Origin of the sequence: Cobetia sp. 14N.309.X.WAT.E.A4, assembly GCF_030397495.1 — a bacterium.
Lineage (GTDB): Bacteria > Pseudomonadota > Gammaproteobacteria > Pseudomonadales > Halomonadaceae > Cobetia > Cobetia marina.
Genome location: NZ_JAPNXT010000006.1, coordinates 86,867 through 99,508, shown reverse-complemented (window position 1 = coordinate 99,508; position 12,642 = coordinate 86,867). Strand labels below are relative to the sequence as shown.

The 12,642-nt window shown below is 60.6% G+C and carries 11 protein-coding genes; 9 read left to right on the top strand and 2 right to left on the bottom strand.

All coding sequences use genetic code 11. From position 1 onward, the window contains the following. Nucleotides 1-343: 343 nt before the first annotated feature. The 4 genes from gap to OW493_RS10010 all read left to right on the top strand — a co-directional run bounded on the left by gap (nt 344) and on the right by OW493_RS10010 (nt 6,008). Nucleotides 344-1,348 (top strand): type I glyceraldehyde-3-phosphate dehydrogenase, encoded by a 1,005-nt coding sequence (gap, locus tag OW493_RS10025; RefSeq protein WP_077375144.1) that lies wholly within the window; start codon nt 344-346, stop codon nt 1,346-1,348. 695 nt (nt 1,349-2,043) lie between these two features. Then, a complete protein-coding gene (locus OW493_RS10020; RefSeq protein WP_289864011.1) occupies nt 2,044-2,442 on the top strand; it encodes a hypothetical protein in 399 nt (132 codons plus the stop codon). 213 nt (nt 2,443-2,655) lie between these two features. Then, nucleotides 2,656-5,067 (top strand): diguanylate cyclase, encoded by a 2,412-nt coding sequence (locus OW493_RS10015; protein WP_289864010.1) that lies wholly within the window; start codon nt 2,656-2,658, stop codon nt 5,065-5,067. A gap of 74 nt (nt 5,068-5,141) precedes the next feature. Next, on the top strand, nt 5,142-6,008 hold the full coding sequence (locus tag OW493_RS10010; RefSeq protein WP_136938791.1) for a dienelactone hydrolase family protein: 867 nt from the start codon (nt 5,142-5,144) through the stop codon (nt 6,006-6,008). A gap of 107 nt (nt 6,009-6,115) precedes the next feature. Here the strand turns inward: OW493_RS10010 and pncB are convergent, their stop codons facing one another. Both pncB and OW493_RS10000 read right to left on the bottom strand, forming a co-directional pair. Beyond that, complete coding sequence (gene pncB, locus OW493_RS10005) at nt 6,116-7,300, bottom strand: nicotinate phosphoribosyltransferase (RefSeq protein WP_084208033.1); 1,185 nt, start codon at nt 7,298-7,300, stop codon at nt 6,116-6,118. Nucleotides 7,301-7,432: 132 nt separating this feature from the next. Beyond that, nucleotides 7,433-7,789 (bottom strand): DUF4190 domain-containing protein, encoded by a 357-nt coding sequence (locus tag OW493_RS10000; RefSeq protein WP_240499666.1) that lies wholly within the window; start codon nt 7,787-7,789, stop codon nt 7,433-7,435. 101 nt (nt 7,790-7,890) lie between these two features. Between OW493_RS10000 and OW493_RS09995 the strand changes: the two genes are divergently transcribed. From OW493_RS09995 to OW493_RS09975, 5 genes are all read left to right on the top strand, one after another. After that, entirely contained in the window at nt 7,891-9,180 is a 1,290-nt protein-coding gene (locus tag OW493_RS09995; protein WP_289864009.1) for a GNAT family N-acetyltransferase, read from the top strand. A 184-nt stretch (nt 9,181-9,364) separates the two neighbouring features. Next, entirely contained in the window at nt 9,365-10,702 is a 1,338-nt protein-coding gene (locus OW493_RS09990) for a nuclease-related domain-containing protein (protein WP_289864008.1), read from the top strand. A gap of 282 nt (nt 10,703-10,984) precedes the next feature. Continuing rightward, complete coding sequence (locus OW493_RS09985) at nt 10,985-11,353, top strand: phasin family protein (RefSeq protein ID WP_289864007.1); 369 nt, start codon at nt 10,985-10,987, stop codon at nt 11,351-11,353. Between the two features lie 321 nt (nt 11,354-11,674). Beyond that, nucleotides 11,675-12,181 carry a hypothetical protein gene (locus tag OW493_RS09980; RefSeq protein ID WP_127734635.1) on the top strand — a complete coding sequence of 169 codons (507 nt, stop codon included), beginning with the start codon at nt 11,675-11,677 and terminating at the stop codon, nt 12,179-12,181. Nucleotides 12,182-12,268: 87 nt separating this feature from the next. Then, entirely contained in the window at nt 12,269-12,547 is a 279-nt protein-coding gene (locus OW493_RS09975) for a peptidylprolyl isomerase (protein ID WP_043331408.1), read from the top strand. Nucleotides 12,548-12,642 lie beyond the last annotated feature (95 nt).

The following is a 12,642-nucleotide window of genomic DNA, read 5'->3' as shown; positions in this document are numbered from 1 at the left end:
CCGAGGCTGGCGAAGAAATGGGGGCTTCCCGTGCATCGGGCGTGCCTGTCTAGGGCGACGCTAGCCAGTGACGGCGGCACTGTAAAGTCTGGAGTCTCGGTCATCCTGCCGAGAGCAGGCTACAGTAGCGCGTCACGTTGCTCAGGAAACGCATTTGTTCGAAATATTCGGTAAACTTAACAAAAAAACTGCTTGAAGACTGGACGACTTTCGGCCAAATTAACGTAAAAGCGTGTAGGATACTTTCATGAGCCACGTTGGTCTGCCCGGGATGCGCCAAGTCTTCCCGAGCAGTGAAGCCATGTGCCAACCTGCACCTGCCATACGCCACAGGAGTTGAGTCATGACATTACGCGTCGCCATCAACGGTTTTGGTCGCATCGGTCGCAACGTGCTGCGTGCGCTGTATGAAGGCCAATACAATGATCGCATTCAGGTCGTTGCCATCAACGATCTGGGAGATCCGAAGCTCAACGCTCATCTGTTGAGCCGCGACACCGTGCATGGTCGTTTCGCCGAGACGGTCTCTCATGACGAAGAGAACCTGTTCGTCGGTGAAGACAAGATTCGTATCCTGGCGGAACGCGATCCGGCCAAACTGCCGTGGTCTAGCCTGAATGTTGACCTGGTGATGGAATGCACGGGTCTGTTCACCAAGCGTGCCGCTGCCGCCAAGCATATCGAAGCCGGCGCCAAGCGTGTGCTGATCTCCGCGCCGAGCGGTGATGCCGATGCCACCATCGTGTTCGGTGTCAACGAAGACACGCTGAAGGCAGAGCATCAGGTCGTGTCCAACGCGTCCTGCACCACCAACTGCCTGGCACCGGTCGCCAAGGCGCTGAACGACGAAGTCGGCATCGAGAACGGTCTGATGACCACCATCCATGCCTACACCAACGATCAGAACCTGTCGGATGTCTACCACTCCGACCCGTACCGTGCCCGCAGTGCCACGCACTCCATGATTCCGACCAAGACCGGTGCCGCGGCAGCCGTGGGCCTGGTGCTGCCGGAACTCAATGGCAAGCTGGACGGTCTGGCGATTCGCGTGCCGGTGATCAATGTCTCGCTGGTCGATCTGACCTTCACGGCCTCTCGCGATACCTCCATCGAAGAGATCAATGCCATCGTGACCAAGGCTGCCGAAGGCTCCAGCGTGCTGGCCGTCAACGAGCTGCCGCTGGTGTCCATCGACTTCAACCACGATGCGCATTCCTCCACCTTCGACAGCAACCACACTCGCGTCAGCGAAGGGCGTCTGGTCAAGGTCATGGCGTGGTACGACAACGAATGGGGCTTCTCCAATCGCATGCTCGACACCGCACTGGCCATGCAGGCCGCCAAGTAAGATGACTCAAGGCCTCGCCTGAGGTTCCCTGAAGAGGCCATCTCTTCAGGCTGGCACAGGTGAGGTCTCAGAATTCGGAGCCCTGTCAGAGACTCGACAGGCTCCCCCAGGTGAGGACGAGTGGCCCGAGGATTCTCGCGTCGCGCTCAGGCTCCACGGACAAGGCAATGTCACTCGTCCCCTCTCAATCGTATGTCGGTCAGGGTTGGCGCCAAGACCGGCTTCGATGCTGCTCGGAATGACATCGCGTCATCCACTCTTTGAACCTCCCAGTCATGGGAGGTTTTTTTTCGCCTGAATCTCGAGATGAGGGCTTGCCTCGCGATGCTCGTCCTCCAGGCATTCGTGTCTTCGTTTGGCATCATTCGCGTGGGGCATGAGAGACAGAGATTACAAAGATGGCGACACTCTCTGAAGTTGGTCGGCATAACGTGCGGTGAAAAGTGTCGAATGGCAGGCAATGTGCCGCTTTCTTGTGGGTGGTGTCGGTGTGATTAGCGAAACTATGAACATGTGTTACACTTTGCTCTTGACATGCGCCGTGTACGTCGCTCGTGAGCGCGGGTGGCATGTCAGATCATGCAGGCACGCTTTCGTCCTGCGAATGTTCATGTACTGGGGCAATGCAGGGAAGGTATTGCCACACTGCCGCTGTTCTCGGCAGATCTCTTGACTTCCAAAGCAGGCTGTCTCAGATGCACGATGCCATTCGCGAAGCCCACGAACTGATCGGTGCGACGCTGCGCGACCCCGGGACACAACGTCAGGGACGCGTGGTCGGCATGGATCTCGGGCGTGAAGAGCCGGCCATCTATGTTCTCTGGCAGGAGAGTGCCGCCGCAGAACGCATTGACATGACGCCGGATGACTTTCGTTCATTGCTGGAACACTCCCGCGCCCGTGGTGGTGAGCGGCAGGAAACTGCCACGCGACGTCACGCTACCGGCGCGGCTCAGAGGCGAGCCAAGGCGCCCTCTGCGGCGAGCCGAGTGCGCAAGGATGTCGCCCGCGATGGTGCCCCGCATGACACGGTCAGCGAGCCGGATACCCTGCAGGCTGATGCCATGGTCGGTGCACGTACCGCACAAGGCTAGCACCTTCCGCTCTGACCCCTTCACGCCCGACCCGGACTCTGTTCCGGGTCGGGCGTTTTCGTGCTGCCCATCGAGATTGTCAGTCCGGAGGCGGCATGGGCCTGCCTGCCCTTGACGGTGACGTGCCCTCCAGCGTTGGCGTGACGCACTGGTCTTGCGCGGGGTGATGACGCACTCTGAGGGGCGACGTCTGACCCAAAGGGGAGTCTCACATTGCTGGAATCGTTCTCAGATGCCCGCCTGCTGCACCATTACCATGCCGTCGCAGGGGATGTCCTGTTCATGTTGAGCGCGGACGGCCAGCGCTTCCTTACCCTGAATCCTGCAGTGGAGCGTCTGCTCGGGTATGGCGAGCGCGACTTCCTCAAGCATCCCGAACTGTGGTTCTCCCTGATCGTGGCGGCAGATCGTCAGCGAGTCAGAGACTTCCGGGCCTCCGGTGCTCCTGCCGGGTCGATGACCTATCGCATCAGGGATCGCAGTGGACACGGCGTGCTGGTGGAGGAAACACTCTGGCGCTCCGGCGCGAATCACCCGGTCTGCGGTCGAGTCGTCGATATCTCCCTACGAGAACAGGCACTTGCCCACGAGCGACAGCAGCTTCAGGCATATCGCATGATGCTGATGCGCAGCAGAGACCCCATGGCCATGCTGGAGGTGAGAGGAACCTCCCTGTACCTGCATGAGGCGAATCCGGCATGGCACCTCTACCATGACGCCGCCATGGCACATGCGGGACAGACCCTGGAGCGGGTGTATCACTCCCACGTCATGCATTGTCTGGAAGGAGCCGGGACCTTGCAGTGTGACGTCAGCCTGAGCTTGCCACGTGGCGATTGTCGTCTTTCCGTCCAGCTGGTGGGTCTGGGCCGGACGCAGCAAGGAGACTCGCCTCGAGTCGCCGTGATGGTGCGTGACATCAGCGCGGCTCATCACCGGTTGGAGCAGGCGGTCAATCAACGTCAGCGGTTGATGACTCAGCTCAATGACACCCCGGGGGTGCGCTATTGTGCGCGAGGCCCCTGGCCACTGGAGGAGCTGCAATCCATCTCCTCCGGCGTCGAGATGCTGGCGGGCCTGTCGCGGGACCTGCTGCTGGCCAGCCCGCGAATCTGGCAGTCACGCATCTGCGAGGATGACCTGGCGGAATGTCAGGCACGCTTTCAGGAGGCCGTCGACTCGCGCAGTGCCAGCGTCAGCCTGCGTTACTCCTTCCGCCATGTGGATGGCCGCCAATGCTATCTGCAGGATGACATGCACCTCTACTATGCGGCCGGAGGCGCCGTCAGAGAGGTGTTGGGGCAACTGAGTGACATCAGTGAAAGCGAGGCTCACCGACGCCAGCTGGAGTATCTGATACAGCAGATGCCGGGCATGGTGTTTCAATGCCGGCTCAGCCGGGAGGATGAGTTCACCTATACCTATCTATCGCCGGTCGCCCATCAACTGCTGGGAGAGGAAGTTGACGCGACACTTGAGGATGCCTCGCGCTTCCTGTCGCATCTCAATGACCAGGAGCGGCAAAGACTGCTTGAATCGGCACGCGCCAGTGCCGAAACCCAGTCGCCCTGGGAGCCGGATATCTACTATGAGCATCCAGATGGGGAAACCCGGCGGCTGGCCTGCGTGGCCTTGCCCCAACCGATGGACCCCATCGATGGCAGCGTGACATGGAATGGTTACTGTGACGACATCACGGCGCGCCATCACATCGAGCGGGCGCTGCGCCAGAGCGAGGAGCGCTATCGATTCATTCTCGATTCCGTCAGCGACATGGTCAGCATTGAAGGCAGTGACGGGATCTGTCAGTACATCAGTCCATCCGTCGAGAGGCTTTGCGGGTTTGGCGTGAATGACATCGAGGGCAGCGAGATCAAGCTGCTGATTCATCCGGATGACAGAGACCGCGTCGCCAGGCAGGTCCATCGTTCCGCCTGTCTTGGAGAGGTCTTTCGTGTCGACTTCCGAATTCTCCACAAGCAGGGCCATACGCTGTGGTTCGAATCCATCTCCACGCCCTCGATGGACCCCAAGACCGGCCGCTATCTCCGGATTCTGTCGGTCTCGCGCAATATCAATGAACGCAAGCTGATCGAACAGCGGCGCGAGCATGAAGCCATGACGGACGCGATGACCGGTGCCATGACCCGCAGCTGCTTCCTCTCCATGCTGGATACGTTGCTGGTATCCGCCTCGCGGGACCAGATTGCCCTGGTCCTGTTCGATGTGGATCACTTCAAGCGGGTCAATGACAGCTTCGGTCATGCCGCCGGGGACCAGTTGTTGAGTGGGTTGGGCGGCATCTGTCAGCAGCAATTGCGGCGCAATGACTATTTCGGGCGATTGGGGGGCGAGGAATTCGGCATCTTGCTGGCTGATGCCGGGGTCGCCACCGCTGTCGGCATGGCAGAGCGTCTGCGTCAGAAGATTGCCGGCATGACCTTCGCGTTCATGCAGCAGGAGCTGCTGTGTACCGTGAGTCTCGGCGTCGCCACGCCGCTGCCCGGGGAGAGCCGTGACGACTTCCTGCATCGTGCTGACATGGCGCTTTACAGTGCCAAGCGGAGTGGTCGTAACCGGGTGGTAGTGGCATCAAGCTCGGTGAGCGAGGACAATCGGGAGTAAGGGATGTGACCGCGACACGACAGTGGGCACGTTCCATCATTCTGTACTCTGTCAATCTGCACAAGGAGTGGGCGATGCGTATGTTACGTGGCTGGTGCGCCGGAAGTCTGTTGTTTGCACAATCGGTGCTGTCCGCGGGGCAGGCATTGGCGGCCGATGATGGCACCCTCGTCGACCGCCTCGAAGGACCGCAGGTCGTCACCGAGGTCGTGACCTATCGTGCCAATGGTGAGGAGCATGTCGGGCTGATCGCGCGTGATGCCAAGGCCAAGGGACGTCGTCCCGGCATACTGCTGGTCCATGAGTGGTGGGGGCTCAACAGTTATGCTCGCAAGCGCGCGGAGCAGCTGGCGGGGCTCGGCTATGTCGTGATGGCGGTAGACATGTACGGTGAAGGCCGCACGGCGGAGCATCCCGAGGATGCCAAGGCCTTCTCGTCGGCGGTGATGAGTGACTGGCCGAAGGCCGAATCCAGCTTCAATTCGGCGCTGGCGGTGCTGCGTTCTCGCCCCGAGGTGGATGGTGACCGCCTTGCGGCCATCGGCTATTGCTTCGGGGGAGGTGTCGTGTTGAACATGGCGCTTTCCGGCGCTCCGCTCAAGGCTGTCGTCAGCTTCCACGGCAGCCCTGGAATCGCCGTCGAGAATCCCGAGCCCTTCGCCGGACGCGTCGTGATCCAGAATGGCGAGGCGGATTCTCTGGTATCGCAGCAAGGATTGGACACGCTGCTGTCTACCTTTGAATCCCTCGGTACGCGGACGACCCTGATCCAGTATCCGGGGGCGAAGCATGCGTTCACCAATCCGGAGTCGGATGCCAAGGCCGCCAGGTACGACCTCCCGCTCGGCTATGATGCGTCGGCGGATGCTGCCTCCTGGCAGGTCATGCTCAATCTGTTCAATGGCGTGTTCAAGTCACCGAAGACCCAGCCGCAGACGTGAGCAGGTTGTCGTGACGCCGAATGCGTGACCTACATGAAGAAGCCCGTTCAGGCATCATCCTGAACGGGCTTCTTCATTGCGGGGTGACGGTGTCAGGGGCGAGCGCGTCAGTCTGCCGTCTGATCCAGCTCCTTGAGCGAGAGCACCTGATGCGCGAGACGGATCATGTCCGGATCACCCGTATGCTTGCTGGACACATCCGACAGCTTGATCACCGGCACCCAATCCTGACCCTCGGGCCGGGCTTCCGTCATCTTGATGACCATGTTCATCGGCTGGGGGCCGACGTCATTGGTGAAATTGGTGCCGATCCCGAACGACATGCCGATACGACCGGCACAGTAGCGCACGATACGGTCAACCTTGTCGGTATCCAGACCATCCGAGAAGATGATCGTCTTGGTCTTGGGATCAATGCCCAGCGACTCATAGTGGCGGATGGTCGCTTCGGCAAACTCGATGGGATCACCGCTGTCGTGCCGTACCCCATCAAACAGCTTGGCGAACTTCTTGTCGAAGCTTCTGAAGAAGGCACGACTGGTAAAGGTATCTGAAAGCGCGATCCCCAGATCACCCCGGTAGACCTTCACCCAGTTTTCCAGCGCCAGGATGTTGGCCATCTTGAACCCGAAGCGCGCTGCATGAAACATGAACCACTCGTGAGCATGCGTCCCGATGGGCTTGGTGCCATGACGCTGGGCCATGTGGACATTGCTGGTGCCGATGAAACAGCCACGGCCCTGTTCCTTGAGGGCGGCCACTACCTGATCATGGACCGCATAGGAATGGCGACGACGCGTCCCGAACTCGGCGACACGTACCCCCAGACGCTTGTAGTGCTCGATCTTGGTCAGCGTACTGTCACGCACGCTCTTGTCGCTGTCACGCTGATCGCCACCAAGGCGGTACCAGAGCTCACTGATCATCGCCATCAGCGGGACTTCCCACAGGATGGTGCGGTACCAGTAGCCCTCGATATGGACCTCAAGCTCCTCACCCGACTGGGTGATGGTGATTTCCGCGGGATCGAAGCGAAAGCCGGCAAGAAAGTCACGATAGGTGGGGTCGAGGAAGGGGCACTGTTGCTCCAGAAACTCCTTTTCCTCAGCACTCAGCGCCAGGCGTGCCATGTCATCCACGGCCGCGCGCAGTGCTTCGCCGAATCCCGGGGGGAAGGCATGCTGGCCCCGGTTGATGAAGGCGTAACGGGTGCGTGCGTAGGGAAACAGTTTCACCACCGCGTTCTGCATGGTGAACTTGTAGAAATCATTATCGAGAATCGAGTGCAGCATCGAGGCTCGCTCAGGTATGAGGCGGCTCACAGGAGCCGGAATCGCTGGCGGGAGCACACCAGGTGCTCAAGGCGGCAGGGTGTCCCGCTGGCATGAAAATCGGGGGGCAGGCTGAAGGAGGGTCGTCCTGCGTCAGCTGCTGAACGCCATGATACCGAACATGGTGAGCATCATGCCGCCGAACATCAGCAGACCCGCCAATGACAACGCGATGAGCAGGTAGCCCAGTATGAGGCCGGCCAGCGCCCAGCTATCGCCGGCATCACCGCGCTGGCGGATCTGTCGGCGGGCGAGATGACCGCAGACGATGCCACCCAATGCCGCGGGTGCCAGCAGACAGCCCAGCACGCTCAGGGCAAAGGAGGCCAGTGCCATGGCATTGGTCTCGGCGCGGGTTTCCTGCGCAGAGGGAGTGGTGGGACGCTCGGTAGCCGTCGCCGTATCGCGCGTGGGCTCAGGCTTGTCGGCGGGAGGCGATGTATCAGTCATGGCAGTCTCATTGTCTTGCATCATGGCGACACACTAGCATGTCCTGGGGCAGGCGGCATATCGGCCGGGCGGCAGGGTGGGCATCTTCAGAGGAGAGCAGGGTGAGCGAGCACCGGGAAGCAGGGCATCAGGAGAGTGATGCGTCGCGAAGGCAGATCGGGACTGAGGCCACTGACAGACGTGGCGCGAACTGGCATCTGGACGTGCTCTCGTCGATCAGCGCTGTCACGCCCGCAGAATGGGATGCGCTGGCGGGAAAAGAGTATCCCTTTCTGCAACATGCCTATCTTCGTGCACTGGAAGACAGCGGCGCGGCCTGCGCGTCTACGGGCTGGTACCCGGCGCACTTGCTGGTGCGTGACGAGTCAGGACGGCTTGTCGCCGGCTTGCTGCGCTATCTCAAGCTGCACTCGCGGGGCGAGTATGTCTTTGATCAGCAATGGGCCGAGGCGCTGGAGCAGGCCGGTGGGCGTTATTATCCCAAGCAGCTGTCGGCAGTTCCCTTCACGCCGAGCGCTGGTCCGCGGCTGGTCCTGGCCTCATCGGAGGCGGGAGGCCCTTCCCGCCGAGCGCTGCTTGCCTGGTTGTGGCCCAGGCTTCAGGCCGGCGTGGCACCCGCCGTCGACGCAGGCGGACCCTTGCGACGCTTTGAGCACAGTGGCTTTCATCTGTTGTTCGCGGATCTCGACGAGTGCCGCGACTGGCAAGCCGTCAGTCCGCAGCTGATGCTGCGTGGTGGCATGCAGTATCACTGGCAGTCGCGAGGTGAGCGAGACTTCGATGAGTGGCTGGGCAGCCTGCGCTCCAAGCGACGCAAGGAGATCCGCCGCGAGCGGCGCAAGGTGCTCGAGCAGGGCATCACCCTCGCGCGCCTCAGCGGTGAAGCCATCGGTGAGAGCGATCTCGAAGCATTCCACCGCTGTTACTGCATGACCTATCTGGAGCGCGGACAACGGCCCTACCTGACACTGGCGTTCTTTCAGCGCTTAAGGCGCAGCATGCCCGAACAGCTGCTGCTGGTGCAGGCGCGTGATGAACACGGCGATCCTGTGGCAGCTGCGTTGTGCCTTGTCGGTGCCGATTGCCTCTATGGGCGCTGGTGGGGCAGTGAAGTGCAGGCGGACTGCCTGCATTTCGAGGTCTGCTATTACCAGGGGCTGGAGTTCTGCCTTGAGCGGGGACTGACGCGCTTTGATCCAGGCACACAGGGTGAGCACAAGATCAGCCGCGGCTTCTCGGCCTATGACACCTGGTCATTGCACTGGCTGGTACACCCCGGCCTGCAGTCAGCCGTGGCTGACGCGCTTGAGGAGGAAGCGCGCTGGTTGAGCGGGGCGCGACGCCAGGTGGAGGCGATGCTGCCCTATCATCATCAGCCTGATCTATCCTGAAGGTCTGTCCTGAAGCGCTATTCTTAAGGTCTGTCCTGAAGCGCTATCCTGAAGATCTGCCCGGTACCCGTTTCTCCCCTGCTTGTTCCCCCTGGCAGGATGCCCTGACAGGTAGCAGGTGGCAGAGATGGCACTGCGATGACTACACTGAAAACATCTTAATGTTCTAAATTTAGAGGCTCCCATGCTGCTCAAGGATTGTGACTCCAGGGAGTATGACGTTCTGGTACTTGAGGTATTGGCGCAGAATGCCACCTTGAGCACCCAGGAGCGCCAGCAGGTTCTGAGGATGCTGCGAGGCGTTCGAGCGCATCAGGAGCGTCGTCGTTCGCTCGCCCGATTCCTGAACACCCTGTTCGAGTCGCGCGACGACTGGGTCGTGCTGCATGACCTGCGCCTGGAAGGGGATGATGGCGTGATCGAGCTGGATCACGTGTTGATCAATCGCCTCATGCAATTCTGGGTACTGGATGCGTCCTGCTTTGATCTCCCGCTGACGATCTCGCCATTTGGCGAGCTGAGCGCGCACCAGGGCCCCTCTGTCGAGCAAGGCGCTTCCGTCGGGCAGGGCTCATTGGAAGATATCGAGGAGGTCGTTCAGAGCGGTGATGAGTTGCGGTTGACGCCATCACCGCTGCTGGCACTCAAGGAACAGCAGCAGTGCTTTCGCCGCTGGCTGGAGAGCTCAGGTCTCCTGCCTTCCAGACTCGGGATGGTGCTGCAGCCACAATTGACGCATCGGTTGGTCATTGCCTCCGAGGAACAGGTCAGCCGGCCTCCCGAAGATATTCTGGACAGTCGAGCGCTGGTGGACCTGCGCGGGTTGTCCGAAGAATGCCTCAATCTTGGGAGCGGGGAGGCCTCCGTCGCCCGCATGCGTGATTTCACCCACCGGATCGACCCGCGTCGTCTGAGGCGTCTCGGTCGTGCCATCCTGGCGCAGCATGGCCCATCACGGGTCGACTGGGCGTCGCGACTCGGCTTGTCAGAACATGCCACCGTGGCCATCCATCCCGATGAACAGACGGCCTACGCCTGGGCGCCACCCCAGGACCCATCCGCTTCCCCTTCGGTGGCCCCCGTGCGTGATGACGCCATCCCTTCTTCAAGCGGGGATGACGCTCCTCAGGTCACGCCTCGCGAGGAGGGGCCAACACCTTCCGAGACTCGCCGGGCCACTCCTCCAAAGGCCATCTCATCCTCTTTCCAGACACTGATGTCCGGCATGACGCAGACCATGCCCTCGTCCACGTGCCACGGCTTGCAGGCTCAGGACTGGCAGCCTTCAGTTTCTGACGTGAGGCTGCAGGGCGTGTCCTCCGCTGGCGCGAAAGCCTCTGACGTGTCGCACGGCCATCGTGGCATGGCGTCTGGCCATGATGAGATGCAATACCTGCAGCCACGTTGTGATGAGTGTCGTCGCTGGTTGTCCAAGGCCAGTGTGGCGTTATGTCGTAGCGAGGGTCAGCGCGAATTGCTGGGTGACAGGATGTTGTGCCAGCGATGCCGTGCGAGCGACTGAAATCTTCATGTCATTCAGGGGCTTGGCGTCTCTAGGCAAGAGGGCAGTCAGCCCGGCAGCAGACTCGCAGGGCAAGGTGGTTGATCAATATTGCGCTCCTGATGTTGCAGTGCAGCAAGAGGTGGCTTATGCTGCACTGCAGCGAGGATGGAACCTGTCGAGAATGCTGGCTTGCAGTGAGATCTCGACCTCATGGCTCACAAGCTTGGTTCAGTCCTGGTAGCCAACGGAGCAAAGCTCCGCTTCATTTTCCGTGTGATGCCAAACCCTGGAGGGTGCCCCATGTTCAACACCAATCTTGAGAAGACCACTCAGCAGTTCGACGACATGTTCTTCGCTCCGCTGCGTGCTTTCAGCGCCCTGAGCCTCGATTACAGCGAGAAGCTGGTCAGCGCTCAGATGGATCTGACCAAGTCCTACGTTGACACCTCCATGGCGCAGGCGCGTTCCATGCTCGAGATCAAGGACAGCGAAGGCCTGAAGAACTTCGTCAAGGAACAGCAGGAGACGGTCAAGTCTCTGGGCGAGAAGCTTCAGAACGATACCCAGAAGGTGGTCGAGCTGAACCAGGAATACGCCAAGAAAGGTCAGGAACTGGCAGAGAGCAATGCCAAGTCCGCCTCCGAGGCCATGCAGAAAGTCGCCAAGTAAGCGACTGCTGCCGACGCTCTCAGGCGAGCGTCTACAACGCCCATCCGGTCTTCCGGGTGGGCGTTCGCGCGTCTGGAGTCTTGAATCTGACGGCTCGTTGCGGGAGGAGGAAGCGTTGGCACCATCCCCTTGAGCGTCAAGGCAATGATGGCGGTGAGCGGGTAATATCGCAGTGAGCGCGCTGACGCTATCGGTCGGTCTTATCCGGCAGCGTTACCAGGCAGCGTTACCAGATCATGTCACCGCAAGTGACAGTCATGGATGATCGAGCAAGGCTCCCCGGCGGCATATGCCGGGAGGCATCAACACAAGGAGTGTGTGATGAATTCTGTCAGTGCGGCATTGGCAGCATTAATGGACGCGGTATCCGGCATGAGTGGGCAATTCGGGGAGGGGGTAGCGTCTCATCTGACGTCGACAGCAGGGCTTCAGCGAGAACATGTCGAGACCCGCTATCAAGGGCAGATGATCGATTTCGATACCTTGCAGTGGCGTGTTCTCAATGACTCCGTGTGTGCCAACCAGCGGCAGAATGCCATGGCACATACCCGCTGCAGCCAGGCGGCCAGTGAGATGTTCGCTTCCACCTGTCAGGAAATGACCGCCAATCCTCCGACCCTGCCCTCCCAGCGTTACCACAGTACGCGGCGCATGGCCTGCCATGCGGCGGTCAGCTATCAGCCCAGCATCGGCAATATCCAGTGGGCTGAATCATCAGGTGCCGATCAACTGGCAGAGGCGGAATGCAATGCTGCCACAGCGGCGCTGCTGGGCAGCAGCGACCTTGATGCCATCCAGTATCAGCGCCGGGTCTGTGGCGGACGCTAGCGGCGAGCGTCGCCTTGGGCCACAATGTGCTGCCACGCCGCCGGTGATTGCCGGCGGCATTTATTCGATCAGTGACAGGTGATAGACATGGCACAGGCCACAGCGCGTCATATTCTCGTTTCCAGCGAAGAACAGTGTGCAGCTCTCAAGACCGAAATCGAGAACGGCCGCGATTTCGCTGATGCCGCTCGCGAGCACTCCTCCTGCCCGTCCGGTCGCAGTGGCGGTGACCTGGGCGCCTTCGGCCCGGGCATGATGGTCAAGGAATTCGACGAAGTCGTGTTCAGCGCACCGATCAACACCGTGCAGGGCCCGGTGAAGACCCAGTTCGGTTATCACCTGCTGGAAGTCACCAGCCGCACGTGATCTCTGGATCACGCTCATGACGTGTCATGAGCGGTTGGCAGCAGGCCATTGAAAAACGCCCCGACCAGTGATGGTCGGGGCGTTTTTCGTGCGGC